This is a genomic window from Tepidiforma thermophila (assembly GCF_002563855.1).
Taxonomy (GTDB): Bacteria; Chloroflexota; Dehalococcoidia; order Tepidiformales; family Tepidiformaceae; genus Tepidiforma; species Tepidiforma thermophila.
Window position 1 is genome coordinate 171,704 of record NZ_PDJQ01000001.1, and the last position, 16,342, is coordinate 188,045.

20 protein-coding genes are annotated in these 16,342 nt (G+C 69.7%); 6 read left to right on the top strand and 14 right to left on the bottom strand.

Translation table 11 applies throughout. The features are described 5' to 3' along the window. Window positions 1–31: 31 nt before the first annotated feature. The 5 genes from A9A59_RS13880 to A9A59_RS00895 are packed head-to-tail and all read right to left on the bottom strand — an operon-like array spanning window position 32 to window position 2,448. Complete coding sequence (locus A9A59_RS13880) at window positions 32–613, bottom strand: hypothetical protein (RefSeq protein WP_165772406.1); 582 nt, start codon at window positions 611–613, stop codon at window positions 32–34. A gap of 5 nt (window positions 614–618) precedes the next feature. Beyond that, a complete protein-coding gene (locus A9A59_RS00880) occupies window positions 619–1,299 on the bottom strand; it encodes an enoyl-CoA hydratase/isomerase family protein (protein ID WP_098502477.1) in 681 nt (226 codons plus the stop codon). 13 nt (window positions 1,300–1,312) lie between these two features. Further along, window positions 1,313–1,555: a hypothetical protein gene (locus A9A59_RS00885; protein WP_098502478.1), complete on the bottom strand. Its 243-nt coding sequence runs from the start codon at window positions 1,553–1,555 to the stop codon at window positions 1,313–1,315. Between the two features lie 5 nt (window positions 1,556–1,560). Beyond that, a complete protein-coding gene (locus A9A59_RS00890; protein ID WP_098502479.1) occupies window positions 1,561–1,812 on the bottom strand; it encodes a hypothetical protein in 252 nt (83 codons plus the stop codon). A gap of 3 nt (window positions 1,813–1,815) precedes the next feature. Further along, complete coding sequence (locus A9A59_RS00895; protein ID WP_098502480.1) at window positions 1,816–2,448, bottom strand: enoyl-CoA hydratase-related protein; 633 nt, start codon at window positions 2,446–2,448, stop codon at window positions 1,816–1,818. Between the two features lie 485 nt (window positions 2,449–2,933). On the opposite strand from A9A59_RS00895, the gene A9A59_RS00900 reads away from it, so the two are divergent. Continuing rightward, window positions 2,934–3,473, top strand: coding sequence for a ferritin (locus A9A59_RS00900; protein WP_098502481.1), 540 nt, complete (start codon window positions 2,934–2,936; stop codon window positions 3,471–3,473). Window positions 3,474–3,549: 76 nt separating this feature from the next. On the opposite strand, the gene A9A59_RS13885 is transcribed toward A9A59_RS00900, so the two are convergent. The 6 genes from A9A59_RS13885 to A9A59_RS00930 all read right to left on the bottom strand — a co-directional run bounded on the left by A9A59_RS13885 (window position 3,550) and on the right by A9A59_RS00930 (window position 8,488). After that, entirely contained in the window at window positions 3,550–4,143 is a 594-nt protein-coding gene (locus A9A59_RS13885; RefSeq protein ID WP_165772407.1) for a DUF4328 domain-containing protein, read from the bottom strand. A gap of 493 nt (window positions 4,144–4,636) precedes the next feature. After that, window positions 4,637–5,581 carry a PLP-dependent cysteine synthase family protein gene (locus A9A59_RS00910; protein WP_098502483.1) on the bottom strand — a complete coding sequence of 315 codons (945 nt, stop codon included), beginning with the start codon at window positions 5,579–5,581 and terminating at the stop codon, window positions 4,637–4,639. 11 nt (window positions 5,582–5,592) lie between these two features. Beyond that, a complete protein-coding gene (locus A9A59_RS00915; protein WP_098502484.1) occupies window positions 5,593–5,889 on the bottom strand; it encodes a MoaD family protein in 297 nt (98 codons plus the stop codon). 37 nt (window positions 5,890–5,926) lie between these two features. Continuing rightward, complete coding sequence (gene moeB / locus A9A59_RS00920; RefSeq protein WP_278286743.1) at window positions 5,927–7,033, bottom strand: molybdopterin-synthase adenylyltransferase MoeB; 1,107 nt, start codon at window positions 7,031–7,033, stop codon at window positions 5,927–5,929. A gap of 85 nt (window positions 7,034–7,118) precedes the next feature. Continuing rightward, window positions 7,119–8,054, bottom strand: a complete 936-nt coding sequence (gene cysK, locus A9A59_RS00925) for a cysteine synthase A (RefSeq protein WP_278286744.1) — start codon at window positions 8,052–8,054, stop codon at window positions 7,119–7,121. Next, window positions 8,051–8,488: an RrF2 family transcriptional regulator gene (locus A9A59_RS00930; RefSeq protein ID WP_098502487.1), complete on the bottom strand. Its 438-nt coding sequence runs from the start codon at window positions 8,486–8,488 to the stop codon at window positions 8,051–8,053. Before A9A59_RS00930 ends, cysK begins: the two co-directional genes overlap by 4 nt. Before the next feature lie 685 nt (window positions 8,489–9,173). Here A9A59_RS00930 and A9A59_RS00940 point away from each other — a divergent pair. Then, entirely contained in the window at window positions 9,174–10,331 is a 1,158-nt protein-coding gene (locus A9A59_RS00940) for a S49 family peptidase (RefSeq protein ID WP_098502489.1), read from the top strand. Window positions 10,332–10,426: 95 nt separating this feature from the next. On the opposite strand, the gene A9A59_RS00945 is transcribed toward A9A59_RS00940, so the two are convergent. The 3 genes from A9A59_RS00945 to A9A59_RS00955 form a co-directional block, all read right to left on the bottom strand. After that, a complete protein-coding gene (locus A9A59_RS00945; protein ID WP_098502490.1) occupies window positions 10,427–11,707 on the bottom strand; it encodes a cytochrome P450 in 1,281 nt (426 codons plus the stop codon). A 116-nt stretch (window positions 11,708–11,823) separates the two neighbouring features. Next, on the bottom strand, window positions 11,824–13,119 hold the full coding sequence (locus A9A59_RS00950; RefSeq protein WP_098502491.1) for a cytochrome P450: 1,296 nt from the start codon (window positions 13,117–13,119) through the stop codon (window positions 11,824–11,826). 110 nt (window positions 13,120–13,229) lie between these two features. After that, window positions 13,230–13,424 (bottom strand): ferredoxin, encoded by a 195-nt coding sequence (locus tag A9A59_RS00955; RefSeq protein WP_098502492.1) that lies wholly within the window; start codon window positions 13,422–13,424, stop codon window positions 13,230–13,232. A 128-nt stretch (window positions 13,425–13,552) separates the two neighbouring features. Between A9A59_RS00955 and A9A59_RS00960 the strand changes: the two genes are divergently transcribed. From A9A59_RS00960 to purK, 4 genes are read left to right on the top strand one after another with little or no spacing between them, the layout of a single operon-like run. Continuing rightward, window positions 13,553–13,987 (top strand): hypothetical protein, encoded by a 435-nt coding sequence (locus A9A59_RS00960; protein WP_098502493.1) that lies wholly within the window; start codon window positions 13,553–13,555, stop codon window positions 13,985–13,987. Window positions 13,988–14,041: 54 nt separating this feature from the next. Continuing rightward, the gene (locus A9A59_RS00965) at window positions 14,042–14,680 is read left to right on the top strand and encodes a hypothetical protein (RefSeq protein WP_098502494.1); all 639 of its coding nucleotides are present in this window, start codon (window positions 14,042–14,044) and stop codon (window positions 14,678–14,680) included. Between the two features lie 25 nt (window positions 14,681–14,705). Beyond that, window positions 14,706–15,197 carry a 5-(carboxyamino)imidazole ribonucleotide mutase gene (gene purE, locus A9A59_RS00970; protein WP_098502495.1) on the top strand — a complete coding sequence of 164 codons (492 nt, stop codon included), beginning with the start codon at window positions 14,706–14,708 and terminating at the stop codon, window positions 15,195–15,197. Next, window positions 15,194–16,312 carry a 5-(carboxyamino)imidazole ribonucleotide synthase gene (purK, locus tag A9A59_RS00975; protein WP_098502496.1) on the top strand — a complete coding sequence of 373 codons (1,119 nt, stop codon included), beginning with the start codon at window positions 15,194–15,196 and terminating at the stop codon, window positions 16,310–16,312. The genes purE and purK overlap by 4 nt, the downstream gene beginning before the upstream one ends. Window positions 16,313–16,342 lie beyond the last annotated feature (30 nt).

The following is a 16,342-nucleotide window of genomic DNA, read 5'->3' on the forward strand; positions in this document are numbered from 1 at the left end:
GGGAGATGGGGTGCAGTGAACGCCGGGGTGCTCAGCGGGCGGTGCAGGGGCGTTCGACGGCCTCGTCGGCGCCGCTGCGGGCGGTGCAGGTGCGCCGGCTGGTATCGACGACGAGGTAGCCGTCCGCGTCGATCGAGGTGGGGTAGCGGTCGAGGTTGGGACCATCGGCATCGATGCGGATGCCGGTGAAGTCGTAGAGTGCGCCGTAGCAGTCTTCGCGGAAGAGGAGGGTGGAGCCGCGGGCTTCGGTGCTCAGGCGGCCGCGGTAACGGTCGAGGAGGGCAGGGAGGGCGGGGTCGGCGGCGGGGATGGGGTAGACGCGGCAGCGGCGGGCCGGGTTGGCGCGGTTGGCGGCGTCGAGGTCGGCGAGGGCGAGGAAGGCGCCGCCGGGCAGCCGCGCGATGTAGAGATTGTGGGCGCCGACGAACTGGACGGTGCCAGGTCCGTAGGCTTCGGCGAGTTCGAGGCGGACTTTCCCGGTATCGGCGCCGGATTCCCAGTAGACGACGAGGCAGGAGCCGACGCCGAAGAGGAAGACGAGGACGGCGAGGGCAGTGAAGCAGCCGAGGAAGACCGGCGGACGCGGTGAAGGGAGGTCGTCGTGCTCGATCACGGTGTTTAGGGTAGCGGCGGGCCGGCTTCGGCGGTGTCGGCGACGCCGAGGAGGCGGAGGCGGCGGGCGCGGGCGGCGGCCGGGTCGGCGAGGGCCGCGGCGAGGGCGGCTTCGACGGCGGCATCGAGGTCGCCGGGCGGGACGACGCGGTCAACGATGCCCCAGCGGAGGGCGGTCTCGGCATCGATCGGCTCGCCGGTGAGGATGAGGTGGGCGGCGACGCCGGGCGGTGCGATGCGGGGGAGCATCTGGGTGCCGCCGGCGGAAGGGATGTAGGCGAGGGAGACCTCGGGGAGGGCGAGGCGGGCGTCGGCGCTGGCGATGCGGAGGTCGCAGAAGAGGGGGAGTTCGAGGCCGGCGCCGTAGCAGTAGCCGTGCATGCGGGCGATGGTGACGCAGCGGTGAGTGAGGAGCTGCCACCAGATATCGCGGTCGTGGCGGGCGCGGCGTGCGGCCATGATGGAGGGCGCGGTGCCGAACTCGGAGATATCGGCGCCGGCGCTGAACGTGCGGCCTTCGCCGCGGAAGAGTATGGCGCGGACTTCGGGGATGGCGGCGGCGGCGGCGAGGTACTCCCAGAGGAGGTCGCGCATGCGGAGGTTGATGGCGTTCAGCCGTTCGGGGCGGTCGAGGGTGATGGTGGCGATGCCGCGGGGGTCGATCTCGAAGCGGACCGGGTCGGTCACGGGCGGGCGGGGGTTATTCGAGCCAGTCGGGCTTGCGAATCTGGCTGCGCTGGCGGCGGGCCATCTGCTGGGCGAAGTCTTCGTTGACCTTCTGGACGAGCTCTGTCATGTCGTCGCGGCCGGGGCGCATCTGTTTGGAGCGCCAGTTCTTGAGCATGGCGCGGTCGCGGTCGGAGAGGCCGGCTTCGTCGGCGATGCGGTTGACGATGACGGTGAGGAGCTCGTTGACCTCGTCTTCGTTGAATTTGATATCCATGGAGGTTACCTCCGCACCGTTTCGTACCAGCCTTTGTTCTTGACGCGGCGGGTGAACTGGGCATCGATGTAGGCGTTGAGGGCCCGGTTGAGTTCCTCGGTGAGGTCGGCTAGGAGCGGTGAGCCTTCGCCGCGCTCGGAGCGCCAGCGGCGGATGGCCTCCTTGCCTTCGTCGGAGAGGTCGGCGTTATCGACCGCGACGGCGCTGATGAGCATCATGAGGGACCAGGCTTCGGGCTCGTCGAGCAACACGATCATCGGTCATTCACCTGTGAAGGCTGGCGGGCGTTTTTCGAGGAAGGCGCGGACACCTTCTGCCCGATCTTTGGTGGTTTGGAGGAGCATGGTCAAATCGGTCTCGAACCGCAAGGCCTGTTCGAGTGGCTGGGGGAGACCGCGCCAGATGGCCTCCTTTGCGAGTTCGAGGGCGATGGGCCCGCGGGAGGCGACGACGGCGGCGAGCCGCCCGGCTTCGGCGGCGGCGCCGCCTGCCGGGAGGAGCGCGGAAACGAGGCCTGCGGCGTAGAGGTCGGGGGCGGCGAGGGTTTCGCCGCGGGCGAGCCGATCGGCGGCGGCCGGCGCGAGGAGTCGAAGGCGGCCGGGCCATCCGGAGGGGCCGGATATGGCCGCGGCGGCGCCGCAGATGCGGATGTCGGCGGCGAGGGCGAGATCGAGGGCTGCGCCGGCGAGGGTGCCTTCGAACCAGGCGATGACGGGGACGCGGCCGAGGACGAGGCGGAGGAGTTCCGCGCGGGACGGCGCGGGTGCTGCGGCGAGGGCATCGGCATCGACGAGGAGGCAGCGGGCGTCCTCAGGGAGGGCGTCGAGGGCGTCGGCGAGCCAGCCAGGCGGAGCACCGGGCGGGGGGAGGGGGAGCCGGGCGATGGCAGGCATGCAGGAAGTGTAGGGGAGGGGAGGAGGGAGAGGGAGGAGGGAGCCCCGCCCCGGCCGCACCCGCCCCGCCGAGGGAGGAGGGAGGAGGGAGGAGGGAGCCCCGCCCCGGCCGCACCGGCCCCACCGAGGGAGGAGGGAGGAGGGAGGAGGGAGCCCCGCCCCGGCCGTACCGGCCCCGCCGAGGGAGCAGGGAGGAGGGAGCCCCGCCCCGGCCGCACCGGCCCCGCCGAGGGAGCAGGGAGGAGGGAGCCCCGCCCCGGCCGCACCGGCCCCGCCGAGGGAGCAGGGAGGAGGGAGCCCCGCCCCGGCCGTACCGGCCCCGCCGAGGGAGGAGGGAGGAGGGAGCCCCGCCCCGGCCGCACCGGCCCCGCCGAGGGAGCAGGGAGCAGGGAGCGGGGAGCAGGGAGGGGGCTCACGTGGGGCGGGGTGCGGATTGCAGGTAGACTGGAGGGGGGCCCGGACTTCGGGCGCAGGAGGTTTTTGCGGTGCAGCTTTCTGAATCGCTGACGCGCGCGTACAACGCGCAGATCAAGCTAGAGTTTGAATCGTCGTTCGTGTACCTGCAGATGGGTGCGGACTTCGAGCTGCGAAGCCTGCCGGGGTTCAGCCACTGGATGCGGCTGCAGTCGTCGGAGGAGTACACGCACGCGATGAAGTTCATCAACTTCGTGCTGGAGCGCGGGGGGAAGCTGGAGCTGCTGGCGCTGGACAAGCCGGCGCCGACGCCGGGGACGGTGGTGGAGGCGTTCGAGGCGGCACTCCGGCATGAGCAGCGGGTGACGAAGGCGATCCACGACCTGTATGCGCAGGCGCTGGAGGAGCGGGATTATGCGTCGCTGCCGTTGCTGCAGTGGTTCGTGAACGAGCAGACGGAGGAGGAGGCGACGGTGAGCACGATCCTCGAGCGGCTGCGGATGGTCGGCGATGACCGGACGGGCATCCTTTTCATGGACCGGGAGCTCGGGCAGCGCGCGGCGGGCGCGGCCGCGGCCTCCCAGGCGAAGGCCGAGGAGGGCGCCGAGTAAGCGCTGTCCGGGGAGCGCAAGAAGCGGGGGCCGGCAGCTATCCCGGCCCCTGCCGGCGTCCGGGCGGGGACGCGCCTCAGCCGCCGGCGCGCTGGATGGGGCCGACGGGTGTCACCGCGGGGGCCACGAGCGGAAGGTACTGGCGGGCGTAGGCGTCCTGGCGGGCGGTGAGGTTCCGGACGACCATGATGAGGAGCACCTGGCTGACGGTGACGAGGGTGCCGCCGATGAACCCGGCGTAGCCGCTGGCGGTGGAGGTATCGCTTTCGGAGGGGACGCCGACAGTTGCGAGGACGACGCCGATGTGGAAGGTCACCCAGGCGAGGATGTGGGTCACCGGCACGGGGAGGCCCTTCCACTGCCAGCCGATGGGAGGGGCGATGGTGGGGGTGGTGGCGCGCCAGGCCTGGTTCCAGATGCGGAGCGGGAACCAGTAGTTGATGATGGGGACGAACCAGCTGCCGACGGCCCAGCCGGTGCCGAGTTCGAGGACTGGCTGGAATGGGAGGAGGTTCCCGGTGATCCGGCGGGTCCAGACGATGAGCAGGATGAAGAGTACGAGGAGCGCCAGGGCACCGAACCCGATGAACCCGCCGGAGACATCCAGTGTCTCCCAGTCGGCGGCGAGGGCGCCGGCAAGGCCGAGCGCGGCGCCGATGCCGTAGAGCACAGCGGTGATTGCGGCAAAGACGGTGATGGCGGTGGCCAGCCCGGAGGCGGAGAGGTAGAACCAGTTTCCCGGCAGGGCCCCGGCGGGCGGCGGGTAGGAGGCGTAGGGGGCTTGGGGCCAGGCCGGCGGCGGTGGGGGCGCCTGTTGCGGCCAGGGGCCGGCTGCGGGGGGTGTCCCCGGGGAGCTCGCAGCCGCGGGGGACGGGCCGGGGGAGGCAGGCCCGGCAGCAGGGGCGGGGGGCTGCTGGGTCAGTGCTCCGCCGCACTTCCAGCAGAAAGCGGCGCCCTGTGCCGACCAGGCACCGCAGCGGGGGCAGTACATGGGCGGAATCCTCCTTTCTTCCGGGGCAAGCGTAGCTGCCGCGCGCGGCAGCGGTCAGGGGGGTGCCCGGGTTGGCCGTCCGAGGGGCCCCGATCGACCCACGAGAACGCCCCGGGGGAGGGTAACCGGGGGAGGCGTCAAAGGGTGTCGCGGAGGGGGGCGCCGGCGGGGGCTACCACCAGATTTTGCTTTCGATGTCCTCGGGGAGGTCTTCCCAGTCGGTGGTCCAGAGGTTGGAGGAAAGGTACTTCCAGCCGCCGTCGGCGAGGAGGCAGACGATGTGCTGTTCGCCTTCGAGCCGCTCGGCGGCCTTGAGCGCGGCCTTCACGACGGCCCCGCAGCTGATGCCGACGAAGAGGCCCTCTTTCTGGGTGATCTCCTTGGCCATGGCGAAGCTGGAGCGGCTGTCGACGACGATTTTTCCGTCGAGGACGGTTTCGTCGAAGACGGGCGGGATGAAGCCTTCTTCGAGGGCGCGGAGGCCCTGGACGAGGTCGCCGGGGTGGGGCGCGGCGGCGATGACTTTGACGCCGGGCTTGTGCTCTTTGAGGAAGCGGCCGGTGCCGGTGAGGGTGCCGCCGGTGCCGAGGCCGGCGACGAAGACGGTGACCTCGGGGAGGTCGCGCAGGATCTCCGGGCCGGTGGTTTCGTAGTGGGCGCGGGGGTTGGCTTCGTTGCCGTACTGGTAGGGGAAGTAGTACTTGCCGGGGTTCGCCTCGACGATCTCTTTCGCCTTTGCGATGGCGCCGTTGGAGCCAAGTTCGCCGGGGGTGTAGATGATTTCGGCGCCGTAAGCGCGGAGGAGGAAGGTGCGCTCCTCGCTGACGCTTTCGGGCATGACGCAGACGACGCGGTAGCCCTTGACGCGGCCGATCATGGCGAGGCCGATGCCGGTGTTGCCGGACGTGGGTTCGAGGATGGTATCGCCGGGTTTGAGTTCGCCGCGGGCCTCGGCGGCCTCGATCATGTACTTGGCGATGCGGTCTTTAACGGAGCCGGTGGGGTTTTGGCCCTCGAGCTTGGCGTAGAGGTGGATGCCCGGCCGCGGCGAGAGCTTCTGCATCTCGACGAGCGGGGTGTTGCCGATGAGGTCGAGGACGGAGCGGTAGAGGGCCATCGGGGCTGGGGCTACTGGCCGCCGGCGAGCGCGGGGAGGATATCGAGGACATCGCCGGGCTTGAGGGCGGTATCGATGCCGCCGGTGTAGCGGATGTCCTCGTCGTTCAGGTAGATGTTGACGAAGCGGTGGGGCTTGCCGTCGGGTCCGTAGACCTGGGCTTTGAAGCCGGGGTAGCGGGCTTCGATGTCGTCGAAGACTTCGGCGACGGTGCGGCCGGAGGCTTCGATGGTCTTCTGGCCGCCGGTGAGCTTCTGGAGGACGGCGGTGAGGCGGACGCTGACGGTAGGCGTGGCCGTGCTGGTCATGTCGGGTGGTTCTCCGGGAGGTGGGGTATACGGCGGGCTAGCCGCCGAACGGCGCGGCGGCGTGGGGGATGGGCGCACCGCAGAAGGCTTCGTAGTCGATCAGCTCGTGGATGGTGGGGTTGTCGCCGCAGAGCGGGCAGTTGGGGTCGCGGCGGATTTTGACGATGCGGAACTCGAGGGTGAGGGCATCGTAGAGGAGGAGGCGGTTCACGAGGGGTTCGCCGATTTCGAGGATGAGCTTGAGGACTTCGGTGGCCTGGATGCTGCCGATGGTGGCGCACATGGCGCCGAGGACGCCGGCTTCGGCGCAGCTGGGGACCATGCCGGGCGGCGGCGGGGCCGGGTAGAGGCAGCGGTAGCATCCCTTGCCGGGGAGGTAGGTGGTGGCCTGCCCGTCGAACATGAGGATGGAGCCATCGACGAGCGGCTTCTTGAGCAGGTAGCAGGCATCGTTGACGAGGTAGCGGGTGGCGAAGTTGTCGGCGCCGTTCACCACGATGTCGTACTGGCTGATGATCTCCATGGCGTTGTCGCTGGTGATCGGCGTTTCGTGGGTGACGACCTCGATGTTCGGGTTGTGGGCGAGGAGGGTTTCGCGGGCCGACTGGACTTTCGGCTTCCCGATGTCGTCGGTCTGGTGGAGGATTTGGCGCTGGAGGTTGGAGCGGTCGACGACGTCAAAGTCGACGATGCCGATGGTGCCGACGCCGGCGAGGGCGAGGTAGAGGGCGACGGGGGAGCCGAGGCCGCCGGCGCCGATGATGAGGACCCGCGACTCGATGATTTTGCGCTGACCGGCGCTGCCGACCTGGGGCATGATGATGTGGCGGCTGTACCGCTCGACCATCTCGGGGGTGAGGGCGGTGGGTGCGCCGCCGGCAAGGGCGGGGATGACGGCGACCTCATCGCCTTCATGGAGCTCGGTGGCTTCGTCGGCGAGGTTTTCGATTTCGACCTGGTTGACGTAGATGTTGATGTGGCGGGCGCGCTTGCCGGAGCTATCGACGAGCTGGGCGCGGAAGCCGGGGTACTGGCGGTCGAGGTCGTCGATGATGTCGCGGACGGTGACGCCGGTAGCACGCACGTTCGCGCGGTTGCCGACGAGGTGGCGAAACGGCGTGGGGATGTAGACGTTGACTGACACGGGGGTCCTCCTTCGGCTGCGGTCGGCTGGATTATCGTTGCACATTGCAACTCTCCCTGCGCGTGGGCGCGGGCGGCGGCTGGGGTTACATGTTGACGCTGAGGTAGCGCTCTCCAGTGTCGCAGATGACGGTGACGACCGTCTTGCCGGCGCCGAGGCGCTCGGCGATTTTGCGGGCGGCGAAGACGTTGGCGCCAGCGGAGATGCCGGCGAGGATGCCTTCTTCGCGGGCGAGCTTCTTCGACCACTGGACGGCGTCGCGGTCTTCGACGCGGATGATTTCGTTGTAGACCTGGCGGTCGAGGACGCCGGGGATGAAGCTGGCGCCGATGCCCTGGATGGCGTGCATGCCGGCGCGGCCGCCGGAGAGGACGGGCGAGCGGGCCGGTTCGACGGCGACGATGTGGACGCGGTCGCCGAGTTCGGCGCGGAGGACGTGGCCGACGCCGGTAATGGTGCCGCCGGTGCCGACGCCGGCGACGAAGGCGTCGATGCGGCCGCCGGTGGCTTCGAGGATTTCACGTGCGGTGGTCTGCTCGTGGATGGCAGGGTTGGCGGGGTTTTCGAACTGCTGGGGCATGAAGTAGTCGGGGTGTTCGCGGCAGAGTTCCTGGGCGGCGAAGACGGCGCCGGTCATGCCTTCGATGGCCGGGGTGAGAACGAGTTCAGCGCCGTACCGTTCGAGGAGGCGGCGGCGCTCGACGGACATGTCTTCGGGCATGGTGAGGATGAGCCGGTAGCCTTTGACGGCGGCGACGAGGGCGAGGCCGATGCCGGTGTTGCCGGAGGTGGGCTCGACGATGGTGGAGCCGGGGGCGAGGCGGCCGGAGCGCTCTGCTTCCTCGATCATGGCGAGGGCGATGCGGTCTTTGACGCTGCCGCCGGGGTTGAGGCTTTCCATTTTGCCGAGGACGGTGGCGGCGTCCTGGGGAATGACGCGCTTGAGGCGGACGAGGGGGGTTCCCCCGATGAGGTCGAGGACGGAATCGGCGACCAGTGGGCGCCCGGTTGGCACGGTCATATCACCCATCTCCCGGCGACAGCGGTGGGCTCGCGTTCGAGCAGGTCGGCGACGGTGTAGGCGGAGAGGATCTCCTCAGTGGCTTTGCGGATGCGCTCCCAGATTTCGCGCTGGCCGCACTGGTGGGGGTGGTCGGTCATTTCGGGGGGTTCATCGAGCCAGGCGACGGGGGAGAGGGAGCCTTCGAGGGCCTCGATGACTTCCTTGACGGTAATCTGGTCGGGCGGGCGGACGAGTTCGTGGCCGCCGGAGGGCCCGCGGACGCTGCGGATGAAGCCGGCCTTGCGGAGGGTGGCGAGGAGCTGGTCGAGGTACTGCTCAGGGATGTGGCGGCGGAGGGCGATTTCGGAGGACTGGAGTGGGCCGCCGCCGTAGTTGGCGGCGAGTTCGATGAGGGCGCGGAGCCCGTAATCGCCGCGGGTGGAGACGCGCATGGGGCGGGTGGGGTTCCTCTCGTCAAAAGTCGAGTGATTTGCTCAACAATGGTACGAGGTAGCGGAGGGGAATGCAAGGGAGGAGGGAGCCCAACCGCCGGTGCCGCCGCCCCGCCGAGGGAGGAGGGAGGAGGGAGCCCCGCCGCCCGCGCCGCTGCCCCGCCGGGGGAGGAGGGAGGAGGGAACCCCGCCGCCCGCGCCGCTGCCCCGCCGGGGGAGGAGGGAGGAGGGAGCCCCGCCACGCCCGCCCCGGCCCCGCCGGGGGAGGAGGGAGGAGGGAGGTGGGAGGTGGGAGCTGAGAGAGCATCTCATCCCTCATCCCTCATCCCTCATCCCTCATCCCTCATCCCTCATCCCTCATCCCTCATCCCTCATCCCTCATCCCTCATCCCTCATCCCTCATCCCTCATCCCTCATCCCTCATCCCTCATCCCTCATCCCTCATCCCTCATCCCTCATCCCTCATCCCTCATCCCTCATCCCTCATCCGATCGGTGTTCTCTTTGGGTGCGGGGGCGGTCTGCTAGGCTGTGGGTGCCCGCGCTGGCAAGGCGTTGCGGGCGGAGGGTTCGAGCATGGGTGATGAATCGACGATGGGGACGCCCGGTAGCGCCGGGGCGCCGGGGGCTCCCGGGGGCCGGGGCCGCAGCCCCAGGAGGCGCGGCCGCAGGCGGGGACGCCCGTCGTGGGCTACGGGCCGGGGCTGCAGGCCTGGTACAGCGGGCCGTATCCGCCGCCGGGGGCGCGCGAGGGGACCTGGACGATGATCTGGCGGACCGGCGTGAAGGCGGTCGTGGCGGCGGGGTGCTTCGGCGTGACGCTGGGGTTTGCGTTCTTCCTGCCGGTCATCATCCTCGCGGTCATCATCGCTGCGGTCTCGGATTCGGGCGGGAACGGCGAGGATGTGGTGTACGGCGAGGCCGATGCCCCGGGGAAACTGCTCTCCATCCCGGTGACGGGGGTGATCCTCGGGGAGGAGCTGGAGCCTTCGGGGTTTTTCGGGCTGCCGGGCGTGGTGTACGGGTATGAGGTGCGTGAGAAGCTGCGGAAGGCGGCCGAGGACAAGGACGTCGCCGGGGTGATTCTCGAGTTCGAAACGCCGGGCGGGACGATCTTCGGGGCGCGGGCGATTGCGGCCGGGATCGAGGAGTACCGGTCGAAGACCGGGAAGCCGGTAGTGGCGTTCGTGGCGGGGCTGAGCGCCTCGGGCGGGATGTACGCGATGGCGCCGGCGGACCTGATCGTGGCGGACTACGGCAGCCTCGTCGGGAGCATCGGGGTGACGATGGGAGCGGTGGAGTACTGGGACGGGATCTTCGCGACCGAGGGCGGCATTTTCGGCGGCGGGGTGACCACGCGGAACGGCATTATCTTCCAGCCGATCACGGCGGGCCGTTCGAAGGACGTGGGGGCGCCGTACCGGCCGCTGACGGAGCAGGAGAAGGCCGAGCTGCAGCGGGGCGTGGACAACGAGTACGCGGAGTTCGTGCGGTATGTGGCGGCCAAGCGGGAGATCCCGGAGGCGACGATCCGGGACCGGATCGGGGCGATGGTGTACGACAACCGGACAGCGGAGGAGCTCGGGCTGATCGACGGGACGGCGGACCGGCCTGAGGCGTACGCGCGGGCCGCGGCGCTGGCGGGGCTGGAGGCCGGGAAGTTCCGGGTGGTGCGGGAGTCCGGGGGGGTGTCGTTCTGGTCGGGCGTGCTGGGGAGGCTCGGGCTGCGCAGGGAGGATCGTTCGCCGGCAGCGGCTGAGGGGCCGACGCGCATCTGCTTCCCGGCGCACGCGATCCTGGCCTACTACGGTGACCCGGTGGCGCTCTGCGCGCGGGGGCGATAGCGGGCGCGCCGGGGGGCGCATGCCGGACAACGCGGACGGGGGCCGGAGTACCCGGCCCCCGTCGCACGAGGGGAAAAGACAGGAGGAGCGCCCGGCTACTTTTCGGGCGTGAACTTCACCGGCAGATGCTTGATGCCGCCGATGAAGGTGGAGCGGAGGCGCTGGGGCGGCCCGGCGAGGTCGATGTCGGGGAAGCGGCGGAAGAGCTCCTGGAAGAGGACCTTGAGCTCGAGGCGGGCGAAGCCGGCGCCGAGGCAGAAGTGCTCGCCGATGCCGAAGGCGAGGTGGTCGTTCGGGGTGCGGGTGATATCGAAGACGTCGGCGTTCGGGAAGACGTCTTCGTCGCGGTTGACGGAGGGGTACCACATGACGACGCGCTCACCGGCCTTAATCGGCTGGTGGCGGATAGCGGTGTCCTCCTTCGCGACGCGGGCCATGTGGGTGACCGGCGAGACCCAGCGGAGGATCTCCTCAACGGCGGAGTCGATGAGCGACATGTCGTTGAGGAGCTTCTTCTTCTGGTCGGGGTGTTCGCAGAGGGCGAGGAGGCCGCCGGACATGGCATTCCGGGTGGTTTCGTTGCCGGCGAGGATGAGGAGGAAGCAGAACCAGAGGATGTCCTCATCGGTGAGCTTTTCGCCGTCGACTTCGGAGTCGATGAGGAGGGAGATGATGTCCTCGGTGCGGGCGGTCTTGCGCTGCATGAGGGCCTGGGCGAAGTAGCCGAACATCTGCATGGTGCCCATGTTGCCCGTGATGCGGGCGGCCTCGGGGGTGCCGCGCTGGTCCTCGGGGACGTCGGTCTGGTATTCGGGGTCGCCGGAGCCGAGGACCTTGTTGGTGAGGGCGAACATCAGCTCCCAGTCTTTTTCGGGGACGCCGAGCATCTGGCAGATGACGGCGAGGGGGATGTTGCAGGCGACGTCGAGGACGAAGTCGGACTCGCCCTTCTTGGCGATGCGGTCGAGGAGGATGTTGGTGGTTTCGCGGATTTTGGGTTCCCAGAGGGCGACGGCGCGTGGGGTGAAGCCCTTGTTGACGAGGCGCCGCATTTTGACGTGGCGCGGCGGGTCCATCGTGATGATCATCTTGCCGTTGCCCTGGGCGGCGAGGAGGGCCTCGCTCTCATCGATGGGCTCGTACTCGGTGATGCCTTTTTCGGAGCTGAAGATCTCCGGGTGGCGGGAGACGAAGAGGACGTCCTCGTATTTGACGAGGTTCCAGTGGCCCTTGACGTCCTGGGTCGGGGGCGTCCAGGAGATTGGGTCCTCTTTGCGGAGGAGCTTGAACGCCTGGTGGGAGAGGCCCTGCTCGAAGAGGAGGCCATCGTTGAGGTCGATATCGGCGAGGGTGAGGGTCTGGGCTTCGGTGGTCACGTTGTGCTCCGCTGTGCTGTCTGGCTGGGTTCTGTCCCGGGTGATTTACCGTCCGGTCGATAGGGTACGACACTGGCGCCCGGGCCGGAAGACGTGGGGGGCGCCAGGCCGCGGGGTCAGCGTTCCGGGGTAAACCGGACGGGCATGTGCTTGATGCCGTTGATGAAGGTGGAGCGGAGGCGCTCCGGGGGGCCGACGACTTCGATATCGGGGAAGCGGCGGAAGAGTTCTTCGAACATGACCTTCAGCTCTTTGCGGGCGAAGCCGGCGCCGAGGCAGAAGTGCTCGCCGATGCCGAAGGCGAGGTGGTCGTTCGGGGTGCGGCGGATGTCGAAGCGGTAGGGGTCTTCGAAGATGTCTTCGTCGCGGTTGGCGGAGGGGTACCACATGAGGATGCGGTCACCGGCCCGGATCTGCTTGCCGCGGAGTTCGACGTCGACGGTGGCGGTGCGGGCCATGTGGTGGAGGGGGGAGGTCCAGCGGAGGATCTCCTCGACGGCGGAGTCCATTAGGGAGGGGTCCTCGATGAGCTGGCGCTTCTGGTCGGGGTGCTGGCAGAGGACCTGGAGGCCGCCGGAGATGGCGTTCCGGGTGGTTTCGTTGCCGGCGACGATGAGGAGGAAGCAGAACTGGAGGATGTCGCCTTCCGTCAGCTTTTCGCCGTCGACCTCGGCTTCGAGGAGGATGGTGACGAGGTCGTTTTGGCGGGGGCGCTGGCGGCGGTCTTCGAGGACGCCGCGGAAGTATTCGAGCATGGTCTGGAGGCCCTTGAGGGCGGTGGCGCGGGCGGCGGCGCCGGTGCCGCGCTCTTCTTCGGGGACATCGGTCTGGTACTCGGGGTCGCCGGAGCCGAGGACCTTGTTGGTGAGCTCAAACATGAGGGGCCAGTCTTTCTGCTCGACGCCCATCATGCCGCAGATGACGGCGAGGGGGAGCTGGCTGGCGACCTCGAGGACGAAGTCGCATTCGCCCTTGTGGGCGACGCGGTCGAGGATTTCGTTGGTGATGCGGCGGATTTCGGGCTCCATGGCGTTGACGGCGCGGGGGGTGAAGCCCTTGTTGACGAGGCGCCGCATCTTGACGTGGCGGGGCGGGTCCATCGTGATGATGGAGGCGTTGCCGCCGGCGTTCTGCTGCTGGGCGGCGAAGTCGAGCTCGGCGAGCTTTTCGGGCTTGATGCCGGGGCCGGCGATGCCCTTGCTGGAGATGAAGCGCTCCGGGTTGCGGGAGATGAAGAGGATGTCTTCGTACTTGGTGATGGACCAGAAGCCGTTGGAGACTTCGCCCGGCGGGTTCCAGTGGACCGGGTCGTGCTGGCGGAGGATGCGGAGGAGTTCGTGGAACTCCCCGCTCTGGAAGCGCTCAGGGTCGTTGAGGTTGATGTCTGAGGGTTGGATGGCAGGTGCGGTCAACTGGCTCCTCCGGGGGCATGGCCCGGGTCTATGGGGGATATTGGTGGCGCGATGGTACCGTATGGGCGCCCGAAAGTGAACCGGCGTTTACGTTTCGGGGCAGGCCGGTGCTAGGGGAGGAGTTCGATCGCCTGGCGGGGGCAGAGGCGGTAGGCGCGCTCGGCCTTTTCCTCGAGCTCCTTCGGGATGTCGCCTTCGATGAGGACGATGGAGACGTCGTCGTCGCCGACCTTGAAGAGTTCGGGGGCGGCTTTTTCGCACTTGCCGTGGCCTTCGCACATGTCCGTCTTGACGCGTACTTTCACGTTCGGGTTCTCCAGGGCTGGGTTTGGGTGGCGGCGATGGCCGCCTGTGGGCGAAGCATAGCGGTTTACCAATCGGTAAGCTACGGCGGCGGGGGAACATTTGGGGGGAGGCCAGCGTCTTCAGTGGCATGAAGACGTTTGTGCATCGGTTTCTGCTGGTCCTGGCGGCTATGCCGGTTCTCGCCGTTGCGGCGGCGTGCATTGACGATGATGGTTCGACCGGGTCGCGGCCGAACGAGAGCTACCCGACGAAGGTGGTCGATGCGCCGATCGATGCGATTGACATCGTCGTCCGGGAGACGATGCCGCCGCAGTACGCGGTGGTGATCACGAGCGGGCTGCCGAACGGGTGTGCGCGGTTCGCGGGGTGGGAGATGGTGGCGCGGACCGAGGCGGAGATTGTCATCCGGGTCACGAACCGGGTGCCGGACAGCGACGAGGTGGCGTGCACGATGGTGTACGGCACGCACGAGTCGACGGTGGAGCTGGGGTCGGACTTTGTGAGCGGCCGGGAGTACACGGTGGTGGTGAACGGCGTACGGAAGACGTTCACGGCGCAGTAGGCGGCAGCATCCCGGGCGACAGGCGGTGTCGGCGCTCCCTGCGACAATGAGCAGGTGAGCGCCGATTTCGCGATCGATGCGTGGCTGGCCGAGGAGGGGCTGGTGGATGCTGCCGGGCTGGCGGCGGCGCGGGGGGTGCTGGTGGCGGCCGGGCTGACGAACGGGAAGAAGGCGCGGATGGCGGTGACGAAGAAGGAGCGGGCGCGGGAGGCGCTCTGGGCGGGCGTTGCGGGGTGGTGCGGAGCGGCGGCGTGTGAGGCTGCGGCGCGGGGGACGGGCCGGGCGGTGGTGCGGACCACGCGGGAGCGGTGCGCCGGGTGCGGGGGATCGAACTCGCTGCAGGCGGCGCGGCTGGCGGCGGAGGCGTGCCGGGCGGCAGGAGTGCGCGAGGTGCTGGTGCTGGGCGGCGCGCCGCCGGCGCGGCAGGAGGCGGCGCGGCTGATGCGGGAAGCGGGCGGACCGCGGCTGCAGTTCGTAGAGGGGGATGTGCGGGTGACGGAGCAGGATGCGAGGGCGGACAAAGCGCGGGCGGATGTGGTGCTGGCGTGGGCAGGGACGCCGCTGCCGCACAAGGTGAGCGACCTCTACCGGCGGCGGGAGGCGGGTGATCCGCCGTTCATCACGGTGCCGACGACGGGGGTGGCGGCCCTCTTCGCGGCGCTGGCCGAACACGCGCGGAACCGCCGCCCGTAGCGCCGGGCGGCCGTACAATGCGGGCATGGCCGGGGAGGCGCCGCTGGTGGGCATCATCATGGGGAGTTCGAGCGACTGGCCGACGATGCGGCTGGCGGCGGAGGTGCTCGAGCGGTTCGGGGTGCCCTACGAGGCGCGGGTCGTTTCGGCGCACCGGACGCCCGGGCTGGTGACGGAGTACGCCTCGACGGCGGCGGCGCGCGGGCTGAAGGTGATCATCGCGGGGGCCGGGGGCGCGGCTCATCTGCCGGGGATGACCGCGGCGCAGACCCCGCTCCCCGTCATCGGCGTGCCGATCCAGACGAAGGCGCTTCAGGGGCTCGACTCGCTGCTCTCGATTGTTCAGATGCCGCGCGGCACGCCGGTGGCGACGATGGCGATCGGCGAGGCGGGTGCGGTGAACGCGGCGCATTTCGCGGTGCGGCTGCTCGGCGCGGAGGACGCCGCGCTCCGGGAGCGGGTGGCGGCGTTCATGGCGGAGGAGCGGGACCGCGTGCTGGGCGAACAGCTGGCATGACGGCGCTGCCCCCGGGTTCGACCATCGGCGTCATCGGCGGGGGGCAGCTCGGGCTGATGCTGACCGAGGCGGCGCACGCGCTGGGTTACCGGGTGGCGGCCTTCACCGACACGGCTGATTGCCCGGCCGCCGCGGTGGCCGACGAGCTGGTCGTCGGGGGGTATACGGACGGGGCGGCGATTGCGCGGTTTGCGGAGCTGGCGGCAGTCGCAACGGTGGAGACGGAGACGCTGCCGGCAGCGACGCTGACGGCGGTGGGGGAGCGGATGGAGCTGCTGCCGCGGGCGGAGATCATCCTGACGACGCAGGACCGGGCGAAGCAGCGGACGTTCACGGCCGGGCTGGGCATCGCGGTGCCGCGGCACCGGATCGTGGCGAGTGCGGCGGAGGCGGAGGCGGCGGGGCGGGAGCTGGCGATGCCGGCGGTCGTCAAGCGGGCGACGGGCGGCTACGACGGCCGGGGGCAGGCATGGGTGACGGCACCGGGCGAACTGGGGGAGGCGTGGGCGTCGCTCGGGGGCGGCACGTGCGTGGTCGAGGAGCGGGTGCCGTTCGCGGCGGAGTTCTCGGTCATCGTCTGCCGGAGCCGGGCGGGTGAGCTGGCGTTCTTCGACCCGATCCGGAACGTGCACCGGGGCGGGATTCTGCGGATTTCGCGCGCGCCGGCGGAAATCCCGGAGGCGTCGGCGGCGACGGCGCGGGAGTTCGCGCGGCGGTTCGCGGAGGGCGCCGGGCTCGTTGGCATTGCGTGCCTCGAGTGCTACCTGCTGCCGGACGGCGGGGTGCTGGTGAACGAGGTGGCGGCCCGGCCGCACAACTCGGGGCACCTGACGATCGAGGCGTGCGCGACGAGCCAGTTCGCGCAGCTGGTGCGGATCGTGGCGGGGCTGCCGCCCGGGGACACGACGCTGCGGGAGCCGGCGACGATGCTCAACCTGATCGGCGACATCGACGAGGAGGCGCTGGCAGCGCTGGAGGCGGCGTACCCGGGGCGGACGTTCGTGCACCGGTACGGGAAGGCGCCGCGCCCGGGGCGGAAGCTGGGCCATGTGACGGTGCTTGGTTCGAACGCGGTTGTTCCGCCGGCTGCTCGACCGGGGTGTGAGATCGGCTAGAATCCGCGCGCATCTTTTGAACGCGGGGGA